Source organism: Streptomyces sp. DH37 (genome assembly GCF_029813835.1).
Taxonomy (GTDB): Bacteria; Actinomycetota; Actinomycetes; order Streptomycetales; family Streptomycetaceae; genus Streptomyces.
On the sequence record NZ_JARVKV010000007.1, the window covers coordinates 144,497 to 168,269 of the forward strand.

14 protein-coding genes are annotated in these 23,773 nt (G+C 73.2%); 7 read left to right on the plus strand and 7 right to left on the minus strand.

What is annotated here, in order from left to right:
• Positions 1-40: 40 nt before the first annotated feature.
• Positions 41-1,387 (minus strand): extracellular solute-binding protein, encoded by a 1,347-nt coding sequence (locus QC029_RS06565; RefSeq protein ID WP_279554474.1) that lies wholly within the window; start codon positions 1,385-1,387, stop codon positions 41-43.
• Between the two features lie 239 nt (positions 1,388-1,626).
• Between QC029_RS06565 and QC029_RS06570 the strand changes: the two genes are divergently transcribed.
• The 7 genes from QC029_RS06570 to pulA all read left to right on the plus strand — a co-directional run bounded on the left by QC029_RS06570 (position 1,627) and on the right by pulA (position 15,534).
• Positions 1,627-2,907: an extracellular solute-binding protein gene (locus QC029_RS06570; protein ID WP_279554475.1), complete on the plus strand. Its 1,281-nt coding sequence runs from the start codon at positions 1,627-1,629 to the stop codon at positions 2,905-2,907.
• Positions 2,908-2,945: 38 nt separating this feature from the next.
• Positions 2,946-3,968, plus strand: coding sequence for a carbohydrate ABC transporter permease (locus QC029_RS06575; RefSeq protein WP_279554476.1), 1,023 nt, complete (start codon positions 2,946-2,948; stop codon positions 3,966-3,968).
• Between the two features lie 5 nt (positions 3,969-3,973).
• Positions 3,974-4,900 carry a sugar ABC transporter permease gene (locus QC029_RS06580; RefSeq protein WP_279554495.1) on the plus strand — a complete coding sequence of 309 codons (927 nt, stop codon included), beginning with the start codon at positions 3,974-3,976 and terminating at the stop codon, positions 4,898-4,900.
• 57 nt (positions 4,901-4,957) lie between these two features.
• Entirely contained in the window at positions 4,958-6,613 is a 1,656-nt protein-coding gene (locus QC029_RS06585; RefSeq protein WP_279554477.1) for a glycoside hydrolase family 13 protein, read from the plus strand.
• Complete coding sequence (locus tag QC029_RS06590) at positions 6,598-7,695, plus strand: LacI family DNA-binding transcriptional regulator (RefSeq protein ID WP_279554496.1); 1,098 nt, start codon at positions 6,598-6,600, stop codon at positions 7,693-7,695. Before QC029_RS06585 ends, QC029_RS06590 begins: the two co-directional genes overlap by 16 nt.
• Positions 7,696-8,263: 568 nt before the next feature.
• Positions 8,264-9,973, plus strand: coding sequence for a carbohydrate-binding module family 20 domain-containing protein (locus tag QC029_RS06595; RefSeq protein WP_279554478.1), 1,710 nt, complete (start codon positions 8,264-8,266; stop codon positions 9,971-9,973).
• A gap of 161 nt (positions 9,974-10,134) precedes the next feature.
• Positions 10,135-15,534 (plus strand): pullulanase-type alpha-1,6-glucosidase, encoded by a 5,400-nt coding sequence (gene pulA / locus QC029_RS06600; protein ID WP_279554479.1) that lies wholly within the window; start codon positions 10,135-10,137, stop codon positions 15,532-15,534.
• A gap of 140 nt (positions 15,535-15,674) precedes the next feature.
• On the opposite strand, the gene QC029_RS06605 is transcribed toward pulA, so the two are convergent.
• The 6 genes from QC029_RS06605 to QC029_RS06630 all read right to left on the minus strand — a co-directional run bounded on the left by QC029_RS06605 (position 15,675) and on the right by QC029_RS06630 (position 23,591).
• The gene (locus QC029_RS06605; RefSeq protein WP_279554480.1) at positions 15,675-16,496 is read right to left on the minus strand and encodes a DUF4253 domain-containing protein; all 822 of its coding nucleotides are present in this window, start codon (positions 16,494-16,496) and stop codon (positions 15,675-15,677) included.
• A gap of 10 nt (positions 16,497-16,506) precedes the next feature.
• Positions 16,507-17,205 (minus strand): TetR/AcrR family transcriptional regulator, encoded by a 699-nt coding sequence (locus QC029_RS06610; protein WP_279554481.1) that lies wholly within the window; start codon positions 17,203-17,205, stop codon positions 16,507-16,509.
• A 101-nt stretch (positions 17,206-17,306) separates the two neighbouring features.
• Positions 17,307-20,354, minus strand: coding sequence for an alpha-N-acetylglucosaminidase TIM-barrel domain-containing protein (locus tag QC029_RS06615; RefSeq protein ID WP_279554497.1), 3,048 nt, complete (start codon positions 20,352-20,354; stop codon positions 17,307-17,309).
• Between the two features lie 149 nt (positions 20,355-20,503).
• Entirely contained in the window at positions 20,504-21,178 is a 675-nt protein-coding gene (locus QC029_RS06620) for a response regulator transcription factor (protein ID WP_279554482.1), read from the minus strand.
• Between the two features lie 73 nt (positions 21,179-21,251).
• Complete coding sequence (locus QC029_RS06625; protein WP_279554483.1) at positions 21,252-22,295, minus strand: phosphatidylinositol-specific phospholipase C domain-containing protein; 1,044 nt, start codon at positions 22,293-22,295, stop codon at positions 21,252-21,254.
• A 120-nt stretch (positions 22,296-22,415) separates the two neighbouring features.
• Positions 22,416-23,591, minus strand: a complete 1,176-nt coding sequence (locus QC029_RS06630; RefSeq protein ID WP_279554484.1) for an alkaline phosphatase PhoX — start codon at positions 23,589-23,591, stop codon at positions 22,416-22,418.
• Between the last annotated feature and the right edge of the window lie 182 nt (positions 23,592-23,773).

Genomic DNA, 23,773 nt, shown 5'->3' on the forward strand with positions numbered 1-23,773 from the left:
GTTCCGGGCCTCCGGCGAGGCCCGGGACCGGGGGCGGGGCTCACTCCTCGACGCGGTAGCCGGGCAGCAGCCGGGCGCTCCACTCCTCGGCGGTCCGGGCCAGGCCGTCGCGCGGGGTCTCCTCGCCGCGCAGGATGGCCGTGTAGTGGGGCTGGAGGGCGACGAAGAGCTCCCCGCCCTCGGGGAGGGAGGGCCGGGCGACGGCCTTGGTCAGCGCCAGGTAGAAGGAGTCGCGGACCGGGTCCGACAGCACCTTCGCGGTGTAGGCGGCCGTGCGGGTCGGCAGCAGGCCCAGGGTGAGGGCGGTGCTCTCCTGCTGCTCCTTCTCCGTCATGTACCGGACGAACAGGTAGGAGGCGTCGAGGTTCTCCGACTTCGCGGAGACCACCAGGTTGTGGCCGCCGGTGGGGGAGCCCGCGGTGCCGGTGGAGCCGGCCGGGACGGCGGCGATGCCCAGGTTGCCCCGGTCCTCGAACTCGGGGGAGGAGAGGATGTCGGCGGTCGCCCAGGGGCCGTTGATCATCATGGCCGCCTCGCCGCTCTTGAAGGCGTTCTGCATGGCGGCGTACGCGTCCTCCTCCGGCGGCTCGGGCGCGGCGCCGGAGGCGACCAGGTCGGCGGCGGTGGAGACACCCCGGACCGAGGCGGCGTTCGCGACGGTGATCGACCGGGAGCCGACGTCGACCAGGTCGCTCTCCTCGCCGTAGAGGAAGGGCAGGGAGAAGAAGGGGTCGGGGTTGAGGACGATCCCCTCGGCCCCCGTCTCCTCCTTGATCTTCAGGGCGGTGTCCTTGAGGTCCTTCCAGGTGGACGGGGGGCGGCTGATCCCGGCCCGCTCGAAGATCCGCCGGTTGTAGAGCAGGGCGAGGGTGTCGGTCACCTGGGGGACGCCGTAGACGCCGCCGTCCTCCAGCGTCACGCTCGCGGTGGTGGTCGGCAGGAAGCCGGACATGTCGCCGTCCAGGGCGGCGGTGCCGGTGAGGTCGGCGAGGTGGCCGTCGGCGGCGAAGCCGGCCGTCCAGCCGACGTCCGCGCGCAGGACGTCGGGCACGTCCCGGCCGGACTCCACGGCGTCCAGGAACCTCTGCTGGGCCTGGTCGAAGGGGACGGTGACGTGCTCGACGTCGATGTCCGGGTACTCCTTCTCGAAGGCGGCGACCAGCTCGGCGAAGTGGGGGGCCTCGGCCTCGCCGGAGGTGTCCCACCAGGTGACGCTCCCGGAGACGCCGGCGGAGTCCTCCTCCGGGGAGCCGCCGAGGATGCCGCAGGCGGTGGCCGTCAGGGCCAGGGAGCAGGCGGCGGCCAGGGCCGCGGTCCGGCGGAACCGCGCGCTCCGTACGCCCCCGCCGGCCGAATCGGACGTCCCGGGCTGTATGCAGCTTTCCATCGTGCTCTTCCCGTCTGGCCTCAACCGGAGGATCCCCTGTGGAACGGGGAGGAAGGTAGCAGGGATGCAACTTCTTGCGGAAGCCGTTGCAGACTCGTTTGCAGAAAGTTGCCGCAAGGTCTTTCTAAAACATTGCGCCGCTGTTACGTTCCTCGTCAGCCCGGCGCCGCGACAGCGCGGCCCGCGCGGAGTACGCCCGTGCCCCCGCGAGACGGGCAACGGATCATGGAGGAGTTCACATGCGGCGTGGCATAGGGACCACCGCACTGGTCGCGGCCATCGCGCTCGCGGCCACCGCCTGCGGAGGCAGCGACAGCGGCGACGGCGAGAAGAAGAACGCCGGGGGCGAGCTGTCGGGCACCGTCGAGTTCTGGGACACGTCGGGCGACGCCGAGAAGGCCTTCTTCAAGAAGGTCGCCGAGGAGTTCGAGAAGAAGCACCCCAAGGTCGACGTCAAGTACGTCAACGTCCCCTTCGGCGAGGCCAGCAACAAGTTCAAGAACGCCGCGGGCGGCGGTTCCGGGGCCCCCGACGTGATGCGCACCGAGGTCGCCTGGGTCGCGGACTTCGCCAACCTCGGCTACCTGGCCCCGCTGGACGACACCGCGGCCGTCGACAACAAGGACGACTACCTGCCGCAGGCCTGGGGCAGCACCCAGTTCGACGGCAAGACCTACGCCGTGCCGCAGGTCATCGACACCCTCGCCCTCTTCTACAACAAGGACCTGCTGAAGAAGGCCGGCGTCGAGGTCCCGCAGTCCGTCGAGGACATCAAGAACTCCACCGCCAAGTTCGAGAAGAACGACGTCACCCCGTTCTACCTGCGCGGCGACGACCCGTACTGGTTCCTGCCCTTCCTCTACGGCGAGGGCGGCGACATGCTCGACGCCGAGGCGAAGAAGATCACCATCGACGACGAGCCCGGTGCGAAGGCGTTCGCGGTGATGAAGGACCTGGTGGACTCCAAGGCCGCGGTCACCGACACGACCAACGGCTGGGAGAACATGCAGAAGTCCTTCAAGGACGGCAAGGTCGCGATGATGATCAACGGCCCCTGGGCCATCGAGGACACCCTCGCGGGCAAGCAGTTCGAGGGCAAGGAGGACAACCTCGGCGTCGCCGCCGTCCCGGCCGGCAGCGCCGGCCAGGGCGCCCCGCAGGGCGGTCACAACTACTCCGTCTACGCCGGCTCCGACAACCTCGACGCCTCCTACGAGTTCGTCAAGTACATGAGCTCCGCCGAGGTCCAGAAGCGCACCACCGAGGAGCTGAGCCTCCTGCCGACCCGCACCTCGGTGTACGAGGAGCAGGTCGTCAAGGACAACCAGATGGTCCAGTTCTTCAAGCCCGCCGTGGACAAGGCCGTCGAGCGCCCCTGGATCGCCGAGGGCAACTCCCTCTTCGAGCCGCTCCGCGTCCAGGTGGCCGACGTGCTGACCGGCAAGACCAAGCCGGACGCCGCCGCGAAGAGGTCCGGCGAGGAGTACGCCAAGCTCCTCAAGGACGGGGACTGGAAGTAAGGCCCCAGGGAGACTCAGGGAGAGGCTGACCGACGACCATGGCTGTCGAGACCAGCCAGTCGGTGGCACCGGCCGCGGGCGGCGATGACGCCCGCGGCCGCGGCCGCGGCACTGGCAAGAAGTCCGGAGAGGCCCCCGGACCGCTGCGTCGTGCGCTGGCAACGCACTGGTACGCGTGGGCCATGGTGGCCCCCGTGGTGATCGTCATCGGGGTGATCATCGGCTATCCGCTGGTCCGGGGCATCTGGCTGTCCCTGACGGACGCGGACGAGGCCAACGTCGCCCGCACCATCGGCGTCAACGAGATCGAGGCCACCTACGAGTTCATCGGTCTCGACAACTACAAGGCCATCCTCACCGACAGCGTCTTCTGGGACCGGCTCGGCTGGACGGTGCTGTGGACGGTGGGCTGCGTCAGCGTCACCTTCCTGCTCGGCCTGGTGCTGGCCTCCATGCTCAACCGGAAGCTGCGCGGCCGGGCCCTGTACCGCATCGCCATCATCCTGCCCTGGGGCATCCCCGCCTTCGTCTCCGTCTTCGCCTGGCAGATGCTGTTCAACGAGAAGAACGGCATCCTCAACAGGATCCTGGAGGGCGGGGGCATCGACGGCGTCCCCTGGCTGGGCGACCCGACCTGGGCCAAGATCTCCGTCATCGCGGTGAACGTCTGGCTGGGCGTGCCCTTCATGCTCGTCGCCCTGCTGGGCGCCCTCCAGGCCATCCCCTCCGAGCTGCTGGAGGCCGCCGAGGTGGACGGCGCCAGCGCCTGGCAGCGCTTCCGCAACGTCACCCTGCCGGGCATCCGCTCGGTCAGCAGCACGGTGGTCCTGCTGAGCACCATCTGGACGTTCAACATGTTCCCGGTGATCTACCTGCTCACCCGCGGCGGCCCGGGCGACTCCACCGAGATCCTGGTGACCTACGCCTACCGGCTGTCCTTCCTCAACAGCCCGCGCGACTTCGCCGCCTCCGCGGCCTGGGGCGTGCTGATCCTGCTGCTCCTGATGCTCTTCGCGGTGTTCTACCGCCGTTCGCTCCGCAAGCAGGGAGAGGTGTGGTGACGACGATGAAGACCGCACAGACCACCACCGGAACCACGACACCCGACCCCACCACCACCGCGCCCGTGCCGCCGGCCGGCGGCGGGCGCCCCGGGCGCGTCCGCGGACGCGGCGAACGCGGGCCGCTGGCCTCCGTCGCCCTCCACGCGGGACTGCTGGCGGCCGCCGTGGCCGCGGTCTTCCCGCCGTTCTGGCTGCTGGTGACCTCCTTCAAGCCCAAGACGGACACCTTCACCACCTCGCTGGTGGAGAACTTCACGCTCGAGAACTACACCCACGTCCTGGGCGAGACCTACTTCCTGACCTGGTTCTGGAACTCGGTGGTGGTCGTGCTGGCGACCACGCTGCTCGGCGTGTTCATCTCCGCGACCACCGGATACGCCGTCAGCCGCTTCCGCTTCCCCGGCATGCGGCCGCTGATGTGGACCCTGCTGATCACGCAGATGTTCCCGATGGCGATCCTGATCGTGCCGCTGTACAACCTCATGGCGCAGCTCGGCCTCCTCAACCAGCCCGTCGGCCTGATCATCACCTACCTCACCATCGCGGTGCCGTTCTGCGCCTGGATGATGAAGGGCTTCTTCGACACCATCCCGGTCTCCATCGACGAGTCCGGGCGCGTGGACGGGCTCAACCCCTTCGGCACCTTCTGGCGGCTGATCCTGCCGCTGGCCAAGCCCGGCCTGGCCGTCACCGGCTTCTACAGCTTCGTGACGGCCTGGGCCGAGGTCGCCTACGCGTCGGCCTTCATGACCGGCGAGGAGAACCTCACCCTCGCCGGCGGTCTGCAGACCTTCGTCAACCAGTACGCCGGCGACTGGGGCTCCATGACCGCCGCCGCGGTGATCATCGCCGTACCGGCCGCGATCGTCTTCGGCATCGCCCAGCGGCACCTCGTCGCGGGCCTGACCTCCGGCGCCGTCAAGTCCTGACCGCCGGCCCATCCGTCCGGCACCTCGCGTCCCCCCACTCACGACACCAGGGATGACATGACCCAGCACTCATCAGCCCCCGCCACCGGTACGGCCCCGGCCATCCGTACGGACGCCTCGGGCGAGCCGACCGGCTGGTGGCGCGACGCGGTGATCTACCAGGTCTACCCCCGTTCCTTCGCCGACGGAAACGGTGACGGCATGGGCGATCTGGCGGGCGTCCGCGCGCGGCTGCCGTACCTGGCCGACCTGGGCGTCGACGCCGTCTGGCTCAGCCCCTTCTACGCCTCCCCGCAGGCCGACGCCGGGTACGACGTCGCCGACTACCGCGCCATCGACCCGATGTTCGGCGATCTGCACGACGCCGACGCGCTGATCCGCGACGCCCACGACCTGGGCCTGCGCATCATCGTGGACCTGGTGCCCAACCACTCCTCCGACCAGCACGAGTGGTTCCAGCGCGCCCTGCGGGAGGGCCCCGGTTCGCCGCTGCGCGACCGCTACCACTTCCGCCCCGGCCGCGGCCCGGCGGGGGAGGAGCCCCCGAACGACTGGGAGTCCATCTTCGGCGGCCCGGCCTGGACCCGCACCGAGAACCCCGACGGCACCCCGGGGGAGTGGTACCTGCACCTGTTCGCCCCCGAGCAGCCCGACTTCAACTGGGAGAACGAGGCCGTGCGGGACGAGTTCCGCTCGGTGCTGCGCTTCTGGCTGGACATGGGCGTGGACGGCTTCCGCATCGACGTCGCCCACGGACTGGTCAAGGCCGCGGGGCTGCCCGACATGGGCCGGGCCGGACAGCTGAAGCTGCTCGGCAACCAGGTGCTGCCCTTCTTCGACCAGGACGGCGTCCACGAGATCTACCGCTCCTGGCGGCGCATCCTCGACGAGTACCCCGGCGAGCGCATCGGCGTCGCCGAGGCCTGGACGCCCAGCCCCGAGCGCACCGCGCTCTACCTGCGCGCCGACGAGCTGCACCAGGCGTTCAACTTCCACTACCTGAACACCGCGTGGAACGCCGAGGCGCTGCGGGCGGTCATCGACGAGTCGCTGGACTCCATGCGCCCGGTCGGCGCACCCACCACCTGGGTGCTGTCCAACCACGACGTGGTGCGCCACCGCACCCGGCTCGGCGGCGGTCTGGCCCGCGCCCGCGCGGCCTCGCTGCTGATGCTGGCGCTGCCCGGCTCGGCCTACGTCTACCAGGGCGAGGAGCTGGGCCTGCCGGAGGTCACCGACCTGCCCGACGAGGTGCGCCAGGACCCGTCCTTCTTCAAGGACAACGGCCAGGACGGGCTGCGCGACGGCTGCCGCGTGCCCATCCCGTGGGCGCCCGAGGGCCCCAGCTACGGCTTCGGCTCCGGCGGGAGCTGGCTGCCCCAGCCGGAGCAGTGGGCCGAGCTGTCGGTCGAGGAGCAGACCGGCGACCCCACCTCCACGCTGGAGCTGTACCGCAGCGCGCTCGCCGTGCGCCGCGAGCACCCGGCGCTGGGCGCGGGCGAGAGCGTGGAGTGGCTGGAGGACTTCCCCGCCGGCGTGCTCGCCTTCCGGCGCCGCGCGGCCGACGGCTCCGGCCGCGACGTCGTCTGCACGGCCAACACCACCGACCGGCCGGTGGAGCTGTCCGCCGCGCCCGGCCGGGTGCTGCTGGCCAGCGGCGAGTACGACGGGGGCGCGATCCCGGCCGACACCACCGTCTGGTGGGCGGTATGACCGAGGCCAGTACGGTTCCCGCGCCGGTCCCCCCGCAGGGGGGCCCGGTCGCGGGGACCGTGCCGGGCACCGCCCGCCTCGCCGACATCGCCGCCCAGGCCTCGGTCAGCGAGGCCACCGTCAGCCGCGTGCTCAACGGCAAGGCGGGCGTGGCGGCCGGCACCCGGCAGAAGGTGCTGGCCGCCCTGGACGTGCTGGGCTACGAGCGGCCCGTACGGCTGCGGCAGCGCAGCGCCGGGCTGATCGGGCTGGTCATCCCGGAGCTGACCAACCCGATCTTCCCGGCGTTCGCCCAGGTCATCGAGCAGGTCCTGGCCGGGCACGGCTACACCCCGGTGCTGTGCACCCAGATGCCCGGCGGCGCCACCGAGGACGAGCTGGTCGAGCAGCTCGTCGAGCGCGGCGTCAACGGCATCGTCTTCCTCTCCGGGCTGCACGCCGACACCACCGCCGACCCCGGCCGCTATGTGCGGCTGGCCGGGCGCGGCGTGCCGTTCGTCCTCATCAACGGCTTCAACGAGCACGTCAGCGCCCCCTTCGTCTCGCCCGACGACCGGGCCGCGGCCCGGATGGCGGTACGCCATCTCACCGACCTGGGGCACGACCCGCGGCACATCGGCCTGGCGGTCGGCCCGGTCCGGTACGTGCCCGTGCGGCGCAAGGCCGAGGGCTTCACCGAGGCCCTGGCCGAGCGCGGGGTGCCGGAGCGGGAGGTCCGCCGCCTGGTCCAGCACACCCTGTTCACTCTGGAGGGCGGCCACGCCGCGGCCGGCGCGCTGATCGACGCGGGCTGCACGGGCGTGGTGTGCGGCAGCGACATGATGGCGCTCGGCGTGGTGCGGGCGGCCCGGCAGCGCGGGCTGGACGTGCCCCGCGACCTGTCGGTGGTCGGCTTCGACGACTCCGAGCTGATCGCCTTCACCGACCCGCCGCTGACGACCGTGCGCCAGCCGGTCAAGGCCATGGCGAGCGCCGCGGTGAACGCGCTGCTGGAGGAGATAGGCGGGAACCCCGTGCAGCACGCGGAGTTCGTCTTCCAGCCCGAGCTGGTGGTGCGCGGCTCGACGGCCCCGCCGTCGTAGGGCCGCCCCCCTCCGCCGGCCGGCCGCGGACGGCGGCCGGTACGGCCGGCGGACGCCCGGAGGCGCGCGACCTGACAGCCCCGCCTCCGGGCGCCCGCCGGCGCCGACGGGCGGCCCGTACCCGCCGGGCGGGCACGGACGTGCGGCGGCCGTGCCGCGTACGGAACCCCTGACGGCCGGCGGCCGGTCGGGCCGCCGGGCCGGTGCGCCCGTGACGTGGTGGGGACGGCACGGGACGCCCGCGCGCGTGCGCGAGGCCCCGGCCCGGCCGGCCGGGCGCGTGGGGTCCATGTGCCTGGTCCCCCGGCCGACCGGACCGGGAGTGTGGCTGAACGTAGCACCGTGCAATCTCTTGCGAAAGAGGTTGCGCAGAGAAGACGGCGATGTTTCCGGGGCGTGTCCAGGGTCTTGACGCTCGCTTGGGGCCCGTCTACGGTCTGCTGCGCGAACGTTTTCACGTTCTTTCAGCCTTCTTTCAGCAAGAGCATTCACTGCTCCACCGCCTTACGGGCGCGGCGCGTTGCCCCCAGGCAGGCATTCGCATCTGCTTCCCCCCACAGGAGGAAACGTGGCCAAGAGATCAGCGGTCGCCGCGCTCGCGCTTGTCGCGGGCATGGCAGGGGCCCTCGTCGCCGTCCCGGACTCGACGCAGGCCGCCCCGCCCGGCACCAAGGACGTCACCGCCGTCCTCTTCGAGTGGAAGTTCGACTCGGTCGCCCGTGAGTGCACCAACACCCTCGGCCCGGCCGGCTACGGCTACGTCCAGGTCTCCCCGCCCCAGGAGCACATCCAGGGCAGCCAGTGGTGGACCTCGTACCAGCCCGTCAGCTACAAGATCGCCGGCCGCCTCGGCAACCGCGCGCAGTTCAAGAGCATGATCGACACCTGCCACGCGGCGGGCGTCAAGGTCGTCGCCGACGCGGTGATCAACCACATGTCCGCGGGCAGCGGCACCGGCACCGGCGGCTCGCCGTACACCAAGTACGACTACCCCGGCATCTACAGCGGCCCGGACATGGACGACTGCCGGTCGGAGATCACCGACTACCGCAACCGGGGCAACGTCCAGAACTGCGAGCTGGTGGGCCTGGCCGACCTCGACACCGGCGAGGACTACGTCCGCGGCCGCATCGCCGCCTACCTGAACGACCTGCTCTCGCTCGGCGTGGACGGCTTCCGCATCGACGCCGCCAAGCACATGCCCGCGAGCGACCTGGCCAACATCAAGTCCCGGCTGTCCAACCCGAACGCCTACTGGAAGCAGGAGGCGATCCACGGCGCCGGCGAGGCCGTCTCGCCCAGCGAGTACCTCGGAACCGGCGACGTGCAGGAGTTCCGCTACGCCCGCGACCTCAAGCGCGTCTTCAACAGCGAGAGCCTCGCCCACCTGAAGAACTTCGGCGAGGGCTGGGGCTACATGGAGTCCGGCAGGTCCGCGGTCTTCGTCGACAACCACGACACCGAGCGCGTCGGCGACACCCTCAACTACAAGGACGGCGCCAACTACACCCTGGCCGGCGTCTTCATGCTGGCCTGGCCCTACGGCTCCCCGGACGTCCACTCCGGCTACGAGTGGAGCGACAAGGACGCCGGCCCGCCCAACGGCGGCACGGTGACCGCCTGCTACAGCGGCGGCTGGAAGTGCCAGCACGCCTGGCGCGAGATCTCCTCCATGGTCGCCTTCCGCAACGTCTCCCGCGGACAGGCCGTCACCAACTGGTGGGACAACGGCAACGACGCGATCGCCTTCGGCCGCGGCAGCAAGGCGTACGTCGCCATCAACCACGAGGGCTCCCCGCTCAGCCGCACCTTCCAGACCTCGCTGCCGTCGGGCGACTACTGCGACGTCCAGAGCGGCAGGACGGTCACCGTCAACGGCTCCGGCCAGTTCACCGCCACCCTCGGCGCCAACACCGCCCTCGCCCTGCACGTCGGCGCCCGCACCTGCTCCGGCGGCGGCTCGGGCGGGAACCCCGGGGACTCCGCCGACGGCGCCTCGTTCAACGTCAACGCCACCACGGTGATGGGCCAGAACATCCACGTCACCGGCAACCGGGCCGAGCTGGGCAACTGGAACACCGCCGGCGCCCTCAAGCTGGACCCGGCGGGCTACCCGGTGTGGAAGCTGGACGTGGACCTGCCCGCCGGGACGTCCTTCGAGTACAAGTACCTCCGCAAGGACGGCAGCGGCAACGTCACCTGGGAGAGCGGCTCCAACCGCACCGCCACCGTCCCCGCCGACGGCAGGGTCGTCCTGAACGACACCTGGCGCGGCTGACCCGCGGACGGCTCCGGCCACCGAACGGCCGCCCGGCTCCCGCTCACTTCCCCGCCGCCGGGCCGGGCGGCCCACGTCCCCCCGCAGGGCTCCGCAGGACTCCCCCCCACAGGTCCCCCCACACACCACGCAGAGATCACCGCACCCGAGGAGAGCGACCCGTGACAGGTCCCCTGGCGCGCAGAGGAGCGGCCGCGAGCATCGCGGCCGCACTCCTGGCGACGCTCATCACCGCGGCGGCCCCCGCCAAGGCCGCACCACCGCCGCCGCCGTCCGACGCGAAACTGGCCGCCGAACCCACGCGGCACGACCTGACGCGGGAGCAGTTCTACTTCGTCCTGCCCGACCGCTTCGCCAACGGCGACCGCTCCAACGACCGCGGCGGGCTGGAGGGCGACCGCCTGGCCACCGGCTACGACCCCACCCACAAGGGCTTCTACCAGGGCGGCGACCTCAAGGGCCTGACGCAGAAGCTGGACTACATCAAGGGGCTGGGCACCACCGCCATCTGGATGGCGCCGATCTTCAAGAACAAGCCGGTGCAGGGCCAGGGCGACAACGCCTCCGCGGGCTACCACGGCTACTGGATCACCGACTTCACCCAGGTCGACCCGCACTTCGGCACCAACGAGGACCTGCGCAGGCTGATCGACAAGGCCCATGCCAAGGGCATGAAGGTCTTCTTCGACGTCATCACCAACCACACCGCCGACGTCGTCGACTACGAGGAGAAGTCCTACTCCTACCTCTCCAAGGGCGCCTTCCCGTACCTCACCGGGGACGGCCGGCCCTTCGACGACGCCGACCACGCCGCCGGCGGGAGGTTCCCGCAGGTCGACCGCGAGTCCTTCCCCCGCACCCCGACGGTCCCGGCCGCCGAGAAGGACCTGAAGGTCCCCGGCTGGCTCAACGACCCGACCATGTACCACAACCGCGGCGACTCCACCTTCGCCGGGGAGAGCGCCCTGCACGGCGACTTCCACGGCCTGGACGACCTGTGGACCGAGCGTCCCGAGGTCGTCGAGGGCATGGAGAAGATCTACCAGCGGTGGGTGAAGGACTTCCAGATCGACGGCTTCCGCATCGACACGGTCAAGCACGTCAACATGGAGTTCTGGACCCAGTGGGCCACCGCCCTGGACGCCTACGCCGCGAAGAAGGGCCGCGACGACTTCTTCATGTTCGGCGAGGTCTACTCCTCCGACCCCGCCGTCATGGCCCCTTACGTCACCCGGGGCAAGCTCGACGCCACCCTCGACTTCGGCTTCCAGGAGGCCGCCCGCTCCTACGCCTCCCAGAGCGGGCCGGCGGCCAGGCTGTCGGACCTGTTCGCCCAGGACTACCGCTACACCACCGGCCGCTCCAACGCGTACGAGCAGGTCACCTTCACCGGCAACCACGACATGGGCCGCTTCGGGACCTTCCTGCGCCAGGACAACCCCGGCGCCGACGACGCCGAACTGCTCAAGCGCGCCGAACTCGCCAACGAGCTGATGTTCCTCGGCCGCGGCAATCCGGTGGTCTACTACGGCGACGAGCAGGGCTTCACCGGCGCCGGCGGCGACCAGGACGCCCGCCAGACCCTCTTCGCCTCCCAGGTGCCCGCCTACCTGGACGAGGAGAGGAACGACCGGATCGGCACCGACCGCACCCACGCCGAGGACGCGTACGACACCTCCCACCCCCTCTACCGCTCCATCGCCGCCCTGTCGAAGCTGACCCGGGAGCACCCGGCCCTGCGCGACGGCGTCCAGACCGAGCGGTACGCCGACGGGGGAGCCAAGGGCCCGGGCCTGTACGCCTTCTCGCGCACCGACGCCGGGGACCGCACCGAGTACCTCGTCGCCGCCAACAACAGCGAGGAGGCCAGGACCGCCGAGATCCCCACGGGCTCGGCGAACACCGCCTTCCGCCAGCTCCACGGCGGCGGCGCGACGGTGCGCACCGGCGCCGACGCCAAGCTGACCGTCACCGTCCCGGCCCTGTCCACCGTGGTGTTCAGGGCCGACAGGCCGTCGGCCCACCCGGCCGCCGCGCCCGGCATCGAGCTGAAGGCCCCCGCGGCGGGCGCGACCGGCACCGTGGAGATCACCGCGGACGTCGGCGGAGGGGACGGCGGCGGGCTGAACCGCGTCGTCTTCGCCGCCCAGACGGGCGACGGGAAGTGGCAGACCCTCGGCACCGCCGACCACGCCCCCTACAAGGTCACCCAGCACCTCGGCCGCGAGGTGAAGGCCGGGACGCCGCTGCGCTACAAGGCCGTGGTGGTCGACAGCAAGGGCCGCACCGCCTCCGACACCGCCTCCACCACCGCCGGCCAGGCGCCGCCGCCCGAGAGGCCCTCGGCGGTCGAGCGGGACTGGGCCGTCGTCCACTACCAGCGCGCCGACGGCGACTACGACGGCTGGAAGCTGGTCGCCGGCGACCGCACCGCCGACTTCACCGGCCGCGACGCCTACGGCGCCTTCGCCTGGATCAGGCCGGCCGACGGCGAGGGCGAGGTGTCCTTCACCATCGCCAAGGACGGCGCGACGGACGGCCCCGAGCGCACGATCGACCTGGCGAGGACCGGCGAGGTGTGGGTCGAGCAGGGCGGCGGCGAGGCCCTGAGCACCCGGCCCGACGGCGTCTACCCGCCGCAGGACGGGAAGAAGGCCGTCCTGCACTACCACCGCGCCGACGGCGACTACGACGGCTGGGGCCTGCACACCTGGACCGGCGCCGCCGAGCCCACCGAGTGGTCCAAGCCGCTGATGCCGGTGCGGGAGGACGCCTTCGGCGTCACCTTCGAGGTCCCGCTCGCCGAGGGCGCCACCTCGCTGAGCTACATCATCCACAAGGGCGACACCAAGGACGAGAACGCCGACCAGTCGCTGGACTTCGCCTCCCACGGCCGCGAGGTCTGGAAGCTCGGCGGCACCCCCGGCTACCTGCTGCCCACCACCGGCAGCGCCCCCGTCCTCGACCTGGGCAGGGCCGAGGCCCAGTGGATCGACCGCGACACCGTCGCCTGGAAGGTCGAGGCCACCGGCGCCACCAGCCAGCAGCTCGCCTACGACGCCCGCGGCACGATCGCGGCCGAGGACGGCGCCCTGAACCACGAGGGCCGCTGGCTGCGCCTGAACCCCGTGCCCGGCGGGCTCACCGACGCCCAGAAGGAGAGGTTCCCGCACCTGGGGGACTACCCGGCCTTCCGTGTCGACCCCCGCGACCGCGACCGGGTGCGCACCGCCCTGCGCGGCCAGGTCGTCGCCACCCAGCGCAACGCCGAGGGCGCGCTGCTGGCGGCGACCGGGGTGCAGATCCCGGGCGTGCTCGACGACCTCTACGGGGCGAAGGCCGCGAAGGCCGACCTCGGCCCGGTCTTCGACCGCACGGGACGCCCCACCCTGTCGCTGTGGGCGCCCACCGCCCGGAACGTCTCCCTCGAACTGGACGGCCGCACCGTGCGGATGCGGCGCGACGACGCCACCGGCGTGTGGAGCGTGCGCGGCGACCGGAGCTGGAAGGGCGAGCCGTACCGCTACCACGTGACGGTCTGGGCCCCCTCGGTGCGGAAGCTGGTCACCAACAAGGTCACCGACCCGTACTCCACCGCCCTGACCACCGACTCGGAGAAGAGCCTGGTGGTGGACCTGTCCGACCCGAAGCTCGCCCCGAAGGGCTGGCGGACGCTGGACAAGCCCGAGGCCGGCGAGCTGCGCGACGCGCAGATCCAGGAGCTGCACATCCGCGACTTCTCCGTCGCCGACCCCACGGTGAGCGAGCGGCACCGCGGCGGCTACCTGGCCTTCACCGAGGGCTCCTCCGACGGCATGAGGCACCTGAAGGAGCTGGCGGACGCGGGCACCTCCCACGTCCACCTGCTGCCCTCGTTCGACATCGCCTCCATCGCCGAGCGCCCCGCCGACCGCGCCGAGCCCGGCTGCGACCTGGCGGAGCTGCCCGCCGACTCCGAGAAGCAGCAGGAGTGCGTCGGAGAGGTCCGCGACCGGGACGCCTACAACTGGGGCTACGACCCGCTGCACTACACCGTGCCCGAGGGCTCCTACGCCACCGACGCCGACGGCACCACCCGCACCGTCGAGTACCGCAGGATGGTCCAGAGCCTGAACGAGGCCGGGCTGCGGGTCGTCCTGGACGTGGTCTACAACCACACCATGGCCGCCGGGCAGCACGAGAAGTCCGTCCTGGACAAGATCGTGCCCGGCTACTACCACCGCCTGCTGGAGGACGGCACCGTCGCCACCTCCACCTGCTGCGCCAACACCGCGCCCGAGCACACCATGATGGGCAAGCTCACGGTCGACTCCATCGTCACCTGGGCCAGGCAGTACAAGGTGGACGGCTTCCGCTTCGACCTGATGGGCCACCACCCCAAGGCCAACATCCTGGCCGTCCGCGAGGCGCTGGACTCCCTCACCCCCGCCGAGGACGGCGTCGACGGGAAGAAGATCGTCCTCTATGGCGAGGGCTGGAACTTCGGCGAGGTGGCGGACGACGCCCGCTTCGTCCAGGCCACGCAGAAGAACATGGCGGGCACCGGCATCGCCACCTTCTCCGACCGGGCCCGCGACGCGGTGCGCGGCGGCGGCCCCTTCGACGCCGACCCCGGCGTCCAGGGCTTCGCCAGCGGCCTGTACACCGACCCCAACTCCTCGGCCTCGAACGGCAGCAGGCAGGAGCAGCGCGCGCGGCTGCTGCACCACCAGGACCTGATCAAGGTCGGCCTGTCCGGCAACCTCGCCGACTACGCCTTCACCGACACCTCCGGGAAGCGGGTCACGGGCTCGCAGGTCGACTACAACGGCTCACCGGCCGGATACGCCGCCGCCCCCGGCGACGCGCTCGCCTACGCCGACGCCCACGACAACGAGACCCTCTACGACGCCCTGGCGTTCAAGCTGCCGAAGGACACCCCGGCCGCCGACCGCGCCCGGATGCAGGTCCTCGCCATGGCCACCGCGGCCCTCTCCCAGGGGCCGGCCCTCAGCCAGGCGGGCACCGACCTGCTGCGGTCGAAGTCGCTGGACCGCAACTCCTTCAACTCCGGCGACTGGTACAACTCCATCCACTGGGACTGCCGGGCGGGCAACGGCTTCGGCCGCGGTCTGCCCCCGGCCTGGGACAACCAGGACAAGTGGCCGTACGCCAAGCCGCTGCTGACCGAGCCCACGCTCTCCCCGTCCTGCGCGGAGATCGAGGGCGCCTCGGCGGCCTACCGCGACCTGCTGGAGATCCGCTCCACCGAGAAGGTCTTCAGCCGGCCCACGGCGGCCGACGTGCAGCGGGCGCTGTCCTTCCCGCTGTCGGGCCGGGAGGAGACCCCGGGCGTGATCACGATGCGCCTGCGGGACGGCGACCGCGACCTGGTGGTCGTCTTCAACGCCACCCCCGAGCGGCAGACCCAGACCGTCTCCTCGCTCGCCGGCGCCTCCTACGCCCTGCACCCGGTGCAGGCGAAGGGCTCCGACGCGGTGGTGAAGGACTCCGCGTTCGACGCCGGCGAGGGCGCCTTCACGGTGCCGCCGCGCACGGTGGCGGTGTTCGCCGCGCGGTGACCGCCGCGGGGCGGTGACCCGGGACGGGGCGGGGCGGGGCCGGGAGACCGGTCCCGCCCCGCCCCGCCGTCCGTGCCCGTGTCTGCCCGTGTCTGTCCGTCCGTGCCCGCGCCCGTCCCCGTGCGGTCCGCCGGGCGGGCTCAGTCCCACCAGAACGACCACACGCTCCGGCCGGCCAGCCACCTCTCCGCGTAGCGCGCCAGCGATCCGGCCCCCTGCCGCACCACGGCGGGGCAGAACGCGTAGTGCTCGGCCGCCACCGGCAGCGCCTCGGCCGCCGTACGCGGCGGGGCCGGCACCGACAGGTGCAGCACGTCCGGCTCCAGCGCCACCAGCCGCGTCCCGAACCGCTCCTCCCAGGAGCGCAGCACGGCGCCGAACGGCGCGGTGTGCCCGCCGTACGCCAGGGTGCCCGCCCAGCCGATCGCGGCGGGCACGTCGGCGCTCCGCCCCGCCAGGACCAGGGCGATGCGCGGGTCGCGCAGGGTGCTGCGCGCCACCAGCGCGCGGGCCGCTCCGGCCGCCGCCGCGTCCGGGTCGCCGGCGCCCGGGGCGGGACGCGCGGGCCCGGGCCACCGCCTGCCGTACGGCCGCAACGCCGGCACCTCACCGGAGGTCTCCCCGGCCGGCTCCCGCGCGGCGTGCTCCCGCCACCACGCGGCCAGTGCCCCGGCGGCGTCGACCCCGTCCGCCTCCCCGGCCCCCGCGCCGGGCAGCAGGTCGTCCTCCACGGCGGTGCCGCGGACGTGCGCGCCCAGCAGCACGGGCCACAGCCCGGTGGCGTCGCGCACCGGGAGCATCCGGCTCCAGTCGTCGGGCCCGGCCGGCCCGTCGGCGCGCCACAGCAGCGGCTCGGGCAGTCTGCCGAGCACCGTCCGGTCCACCAGCGTGCCCGGCGGCAGCCCGGCCGAGGCCACGAGCGAGCGCAGGCCCCGTGTTCCGGTCGTCAGTCCATGGGTCACACCACCGAAGTTACCCGCCGCCGCCGACAGTGCCGGGGACCAGTGCCAGCAGCCGGGCCACCAGTTCCGCGAACGGGCCGTCGGCGGGCTCCTGTTCGACGACCCGGTGGAGCACCTCGGCCGTCTCCCCGTCGAAGGCGGCCGTCACCGCGGCCAGGGCCAGCAGGTCGTGGACGAGCTGCCGCTCCAGCTCCCGGCGCGGTATCGAGCGGTCGGCCAGCCAGTTCAGCGCCGTGGTCTCGGCGACACCGACCCAGGTGCGGAGCACCAGGGACATGCGCGGTCCGGGGTCGGTGAGCTCCAGATGGGCCAGGAGCTGTTCGTAGGCGGCCTGCCGCACCTCCTCGACCACGGCCTCGCTCCGCGCCGAACCGCCGCGCAGCAGCGCCGAGAAGCCCGGCGCGTGCTCCTCGGCGAAGTCGAAGTAGCGGCCCATCACCCGCAGCAGCCGCATGCTGAACGGACCCTCGCGCGGCACGTCGAAACGGGCGGACAGCTCGTCGGCCGCCCGCCGCACCGCCGCCTCGTAGAGGCTGTACTTGCCCGGGAAGTAGTGGTAGACCAGCGGTCTCGATATCCCGGCCGCGGTGGCGATGTCGTCGATGGAGACGTCCTCCGGCGGACGGTCGCTGAATAACCTCAGCGCGACGTCGATCAGTTGCTGCCGACGCTCCTCGACACCCATCCTGCGGCGTACCCCAGTGGTCATGGGAACACCCTAGCGAGCGCGGCGCTCCGCCCGCCGTCCCCGCCCGCGGGGGCGGACGGCCGCGCGGCCGTCCGCCCCCGTGCCCCCCGTCCCCCCGCGCGTCAGTCCGTCCGCCACCCGGAGAACTCCACCGTGCCGCTCCGCCCGCCGCCGGCCGCCGTCATGCCCAGTCCGGCGTCCTGCCGCCCGGTCGCGCCCGGCACCCGCACGGTCGCCACCGTCCGCCACTTCGCGCCGCCGTCGGTGGACAGCTCGCCGGTGTACTCGGCGCCCGCGCGCCGCAGCCGCAGCAGCACCGGGGCCCGCACCCCGGTGATCCGGCGGTAGGCGTCCAGCGCGCCGTCCCCGTCGGAGTCGTACGACAGCACCACCCCGTTGCCCGGGGTCACCGACAGGTTGACGAAGCCGGGGGAGCCCGCCCGCGACAGGTCGCGGCGGACGAGGATCCCCGCCCGCGCCCACGGACCGGTCTCCGCCTGGGAGTCGACCCGCACGGTCACCGAGCCCCGCTCGCCGAGCCCGCCCGGCCGGTACAGGGCGCCGAACTCCGCGGTGTCCCTCCACAGGTCCGCGCCCCCGCCGTGGACGGCGTACCGCGCGCCGAGCCGGCCGAAGACCGCGCCGTTGGTGGAGACCGTGCGCAGGCCCGCCGGGAGCGGCCCGGCCAGGAACAGCCCCCCGCGGTGCCCCGTCCGCGCCCGGCGCCCGCCGCCCTCGGGCCCGTACCGCGCCGTCAGGCTGTACGGCAGCTCCCGCAGCGGCGCGGTGAGCGGCCGGCCGGGCGCGGTCACCCGCCAGCGCACCCGGGCCCGGCCGCCCGGCGGCACGCGGTCCACGGTGGTGGGGTCCAGCGGCGCCGCCTCCAGACCGGAGGAGCCGGTGGACAGGGCGAGGTCGACCGGGCCGGCGGCGCGCAGCCCGTTGGTGTTGGTGAAGGACGCGGTCAGCACCCCGCTCCCGCCCGGCGCCAGCACCGCCGGCTCGGCGACCGCCTCCAGCCGCCCCTGGTAGGGCGCGCGGGCGAGGACGTCGCGGACCCGCGCGGCGATGGCGTACGGATCGCCCACCGGCCGCAGCGGGTGGTCCTCGCGCTCCCGCGTCCAGGGCTCCTCGACCGCGTACCAGTCGATCGGCTCCGGCCGTCCCCCCGAGGCCAGCGCCGCGTCCAGCTCGTCCAGCAGGCGCCGCCAGCGCGGCAGGTAGAAGCCGCCGATCAGCCCGTGCCAGTCGCGGTTGGCGTAGTCGTGCAGCTTCCCGGCGTCGGAGGCGGCGCGCCCGTCCCACACCGTCAGCAGGACCCTGGCGGTGCGCTCCAGCTCCGCCTCCTCGGCCGGGGAGGCCGCCATGCGGCGGGCGGCGTCCGTCCACGGGCCCAGCAGGAACAGCCGGTGGGTTCCGGCCAGCTCGTCGGCGTGCGTCATCAGCCGCAGCCACAGCGCCGACAGCTCCCGGAAGGACGCCAGGTCGCCGCCTTCGTAGGCGGCGCGGAGCTGGGGCAGCAGCAGGCGGCTGCGGTTGGCCAGGGCCTGCCGGGCGACGTCCACCAGGTCGTGGCGGTACGCGTCGCTGCCGCGCAGTGCGGCGGCCGTCCCCAGCAGTCCGTCGAGGGCGGCGTCGAAGCGCGCCGGGTCGTAGGTCAGCTCGGTGGGCCCGTACTGGCCGGCCCGGGTCGCGGCGAGGTCGGGGCGGGCGGCGAAGAGGCTGTCGTGGGGGAAGCCGTACAGCCGGGCGCGGTGCCGGTAGGCGGTGTCGTGCAGCGCGCGCCAGGCGTCCTCCGCGCGCGGGTCGGCGCCGCCGTAGCGGTACCGGGCGTACCGCGCGAACCAGCCGGGCAGGTCCACCGGGCCCTCGCGCCAGGCCAGCTCGGAGAAGAAGTCGAAGGCGGCCGGGTCGCGGTCGGCGGCCTCCGGCATGTACGCGGTGCCCGCCAGGGCGCTGCCGGGCTTGTCGCGCCAGGCGTGGAAGCGCTCGTTCCACACGTGGGTCTTGGCGCCGAGCAGGGTGCGGCCGCCGAAGTTGGGGATCGCGCCGAAGCAGTAGGGGGTGGAGTTCCAGTCGGCCTCGCGGTCGTGGACGGTCTCGGTGCGCTCGGAGATGCCGTCGACGATGAGCATGCGCCGCTTGTCGACGGCGTCCACCAGCTCGCGCCGCGGGTTGTCCTGCCAGCCCAGGATCACCCACACCGCCTCCGGATGGGCCTTGCGCAGGGCGGTCTCGACACCGCGCGCCGCGTCGGCCACGGGCACGTCGCCGGCGGTCCCGCCCTCGTGCAGCAGGTCCATCTTGAAGTGCCGCGCCTCGCCGAACAGCTCCCGCTGGTGCCGGTAGAAGGCGGCGGCGACGTCGGCGAAGGCGGAGGTGCGCGGATCCAGCCAGTCGGGCCGGGCGAAGCCGTGCCAGGTGCCCTGCGGGACGGTGCGGGCGCCGGGGACGCGCGCGGCGAAGTCCTTCGGCACCGAGCCGTAGTAGCCGGGCAGCACCGGGTGCATGCCCAGCTCCCGCAGCCGCGCGGTGATGCGCCGGCCCAGTTCGGCGCGCCGCCCGATCAGCTCCGGGCTGAGCGGGCCGCCGTAGCCGCTGAGGTTCTGCAGGAGCCACCACGGCTGGTGGGAGGGGGCGGGCAGCCAGCGGCGGGCCTCGGCGTCGGAGTAGCCGAAGTCCTTCAGCAGCCGGTGGTAGACGGCCTCCTGCCCGGCGATCACCAGCACCTGGTTGCAGCCGTGCAGGGCCAGCACGTCGATGAGCCGCTCCCAGTAGGCCCAGTCGGCGTAGGGGGCGGTGTAGCCGTCGTTGGTGTCGTTGAGCACGAAGCGGTTGGGCAGCGTGGTGGAGCGCTCCAGGGGGCGCGCGGGCGCGGGCAGGGTGGCGGGCAGATCGAGCTGCCGCCCCGCCCAGGAGACGTGCGCGGAGCAGCTCTCCTTGAGGTACCAGTGGACCCCGGTGAGCAGGACGGCCGGGCTCGTCCCGGCCACCTCGACCCGCCCCGCCGCGCCCGCGACCCGGAAGCGCTCGACGCCGCCCGAGGGGGCCAGCGCGGTCAGCCGGAACTGCCCGGCGTGGTCCGGCAGCAGCCGGCGCAGCGCCGCGGCGGCGGGTTCGACGGAGAAGGGCGGCGCGGCGGCCGCCGCACCGCCCCCGCTCGTCGCCAGGCCCGGGCCGACCGCGGCGGCGAGCCCCGCCGCCACCGTTCCGGCGCCCAGCACCACGCGCCGGGACAGCCCCCTGGCTCCCGTGCCCTCCACCGCGTCCGCCGCCTCGGCCGCGTCCGCCGCGGGGGAGGCCGGGGCCGGCCGCCGGCTCACCCCTGCCCCCCTTGGCTTCCCCGGCCGCCGTGGTCCAGGTAGGCCAGGACGGCCAGGACGCGGCGGTTGTCGTCGTCGGAGGGGGGCAGCCCGAGCTTGCCGAAGATGTTGGAGGTGTGCTTGGCGACCGCCCGCTCGGTGATCACCAGGTGCGCCGCGATGGCCGCGTTGGACCGGCCCTGAGCCATCAATTCCATGACCTCCTTCTCGCGCGGTGTGAGACGGCTCATCGGCCGGTCCGCCTCACGCCGCGTCAACAGTTGCTGGATCACCTGCGGATCCATGGCCGTGCCGCCCGCCGCCACGCGGCGGACGGCATCGGTGAACTGGTCCGCGTCGAAGACGCGGTCCTTCAGCAGGTAGCCGACACCGCCGTTCCCGTCGGCCAGCAGCTCGCGCGCGTAGAGCTGCTCGACGTGCTGGGAGAGCACCAGCACCGGCAGCCCCGGCCGCTTGCGGCGGGCCGTCAGGGCGCACTGCAGCCCCTCGTCGGTGAACGACGGCGGCAGCCTGACGTCGACGACCGCCACGTCCGGGTCCAGTTCGTCCAGGGCCCTGCTCAGCTCCGGTCCGTTGTCCACCGCCGCCGCGATCTCGAAGTCGTACGCCTCCAGCAGCCGTACCAGGCCGTCGCGCAGCAGAAACAGGTCCTCGGCCAGGACAACACGCACGGCAGCTCCCTCTCGACGCCCGGACAGCCCCCCGTGGGCGCCGGCGCTCACACGATAGGGCCGCCAACGGCCGTCAGCCGCGCGGCAGGACGGTGGAGAGGACGGACGGCAGCCGGGTCCAGTCGGAGGTGACGAAGCTCGCCCGTTCGGCCGCCAGCAGCGCCACCCGGTCGCGCGCCTGGGCCTCCGTCGGAGCGGTGGGGCTGATGGCGGGCGCCACGCCGTGGGCGTCGGTCATGACCAGCAGGTAGCGGTTCCGGGCGTACCAGGCGGTGTCGATGCCGCCGGAGACGTAGGCCGAGGCGTCGCCGTCGAAGACCACGAACCAGGGGCGCAGCGAGGCGTCGGCGTAGCGGGTCCGCGGGTCCCCGGCCTCGGCGCGGTGCACGGCGGGGAAGGCGGCGGCCTCGCCCAGCCGTCCGGCGGCGGCGAGGCCGCGCAGGTGGGCGGCGTACTCGCGGTCGGTCCACAGGGAGTCGAAGGGGTTGGACTCCTCGACGGTGCCGGGGATGAGGTGGATCAGGAACTTCCCCGCCAGCGCGTTCCGGCCCGGCCAGCCCTTCGCCCGTACGGCGTCGTCCAGCGTGGCGTGGCCGGCGGCGAGCTCCCCGGGCCGGTAGAGCGCGTCGCCCAGCTCCTGCGTCACCAGGGCGTCGAACTGCGCGGGCCCGCGGCCGTGGTTGCCGGCGAAGCCGTCCTTCATCTCGATCTTGATCAGGACGGGCCGGTGCCCGGGGTGGGCGTCGTGCCAGGCGCGCAGGTCGGACAGGCAGCCGGCCAGGCTCTGGTTGCGCGGCCTGGTGCGCAGTTCGGCGGGGGAGGAGGCGTTCTCGCAGTTGTTGTCGTTGGCCAGCGGGTTGTCGTGGGAGACGCGCCAGCCGCCCGCGTACTTGGTCCACACGTCCAGCTCCAGCAGCGAGGCGCCGGAGTCCAGGGCGTCGGCGAGGTAGGTGAACTTGTCCTTCTCGTAGGCGTTGTGCACGCCGACGGAGGTGGTGCCGGAGTACGGCAGCGCGCCGGTGTCCGCCGCCCCGGCCGGCGGGACCGCCACGAGCGCCGTGCCGATCCCGGCCGCCGCCACCGCCGTCGCCAGCCGGTTTCTCCACTGCTGTGCCATGTGCGCCGCCTTCCGCGTGGGGGGTCAAATCGCGCTCACAGTAGGGGAGTCGGGCCGACCCGGGGAGGGTGCGCGCGTGGCGCGGAGGCGAACGGCGGGCGGGGTGCGGGCGGGGCGGGGTCAGCGCCGGAAGGGCCCCGACACCTCGAACGTCATGCCGCCCAGCCCGGCCGGGTCGCCCAGGGTGCCGCGCTGGGAGGAGAAGTACAGCCGGGAGCCGTCCGGCGAGAAGGCCGGCCCGGTGATCTCGGAGTCCTCGTGGCCGTCGAGCCGGACCACCGGGGCCACCACGCCCTCGGGCGTGATGACGTTGATCTCCATGTTGCCGCCGTCCTCCGCCACGTACAGGTCGCCGCCGGGGGTGCCGGTGATGTTGTCCACGCCGTCCAGCGGGGAGTCCGCGTCGTAGGCCACCGACAACCCGCCCCGCCCGGCGTCGTACGCCCACACCCGGTTGTCGCCCTTGGTGGTGAACCAGCAGGTGCCGTCGGCGTAGTGGCAGCCCTCGCCGCCGTCGAAGCGCAGGGCGGCGGGGACCTGGTGGCGCGTCTGCTTCCCGAACAGCGGCGCCGACGGGTCCGGGACCTCGCGCCACTCCACGCCGCCGCCCGCCGACTCGCACAGCACGTCCAGCCGCCCGCGCGACAGGTCGCCCCAGACCTCGGGGGCGTAGCGGTAGAAGCAGCCGTCGGGCTCGTCCTCCGTCAGGTAGACCACGCGCCGGTCCGGGTCGCAGGCGGCGGCCTCGTGCTTGAAGCGGCCCATCGCCTTGTGGGCGACCGCCTCGCGCCGCCCGTACGGGTCGGTCTCGAAGACCCGGCCGCGGTGGATCTCCTCGCACGACAGCCAGGTCCGCCACGGGGTCGCCCCGCCGGCGCAGTTGAGGTTGGTGCCCCGCAGGACGCGGTACGCCCGGTCGATCGATCCGTCGGCGCGGAAGCGGAGCGCGGAGGCGCCGCCGACGAGGGGGACCTCGGAGTTGGAGACGTAGATCCATCCTCCCCCGGAGCCCTGAGCGGGCGTGGAGGTGCCCCCCTCGTCGGGGTAGCAGGCCCCGCCGTCGGGCGCCGGGTGCCACAGGATCCCGCCGACCGGCAGGCCGGAGCGGGCCACGATCCGGCCGCGGAAGCCCTCCGGCAGCGCCATCCCGTTGGCGTCGGGCGCGCGCAGCGGACCGTACGGGCCCGCCCCCGCCGCCGTGCCCGCCGCGGTGGCGGCCCTCTGCCACAGGGCGCCGGAGAAGGCGACGGCCCCCGCGCCGGCGGAGGCGTTTCTCAGGAAGGTGCGTCGCTGCATGGGGGTCTCCAGGCGTGTGGGGGACGTGTACACGTCACCATCGCGCGGCGCGGGCGGTCGGCCAAGGGGGCCGGCGGGGAAGATCCGGTGAACAGCCGCCCGCCCGCGCACCGTCCGCCGCCGGGACGGCGCCCGCGCCGCACGGCCGCCGGCCCCCGGGCGCGGTCGGGCGCCCGGGGGCC

Excerpts from the sequence above, each read along its gene's own strand:
- QC029_RS06565 (WP_279554474.1), bottom strand. The coding sequence starts at position 1,387 with ATGGAAAGCTGCATACAGCCCGGGACGTCCGATTCGGCCGGCGGGGGC.
- QC029_RS06570 (WP_279554475.1), top strand. The coding sequence starts at position 1,627 with ATGCGGCGTGGCATAGGGACCACCGCACTGGTCGCGGCCATCGCGCTC.
- QC029_RS06575 (WP_279554476.1), top strand. The coding sequence starts at position 2,946 with ATGGCTGTCGAGACCAGCCAGTCGGTGGCACCGGCCGCGGGCGGCGAT.
- QC029_RS06580 (WP_279554495.1), top strand. The coding sequence starts at position 3,974 with ATGAAGACCGCACAGACCACCACCGGAACCACGACACCCGACCCCACC.
- QC029_RS06585 (WP_279554477.1), top strand. The coding sequence starts at position 4,958 with ATGACCCAGCACTCATCAGCCCCCGCCACCGGTACGGCCCCGGCCATC.
- QC029_RS06610 (WP_279554481.1), bottom strand. The coding sequence starts at position 17,205 with ATGACCACTGGGGTACGCCGCAGGATGGGTGTCGAGGAGCGTCGGCAG.
- QC029_RS06625 (WP_279554483.1), bottom strand. The coding sequence starts at position 22,295 with ATGGCACAGCAGTGGAGAAACCGGCTGGCGACGGCGGTGGCGGCGGCC.
- QC029_RS06630 (WP_279554484.1), bottom strand. The coding sequence starts at position 23,591 with ATGCAGCGACGCACCTTCCTGAGAAACGCCTCCGCCGGCGCGGGGGCC.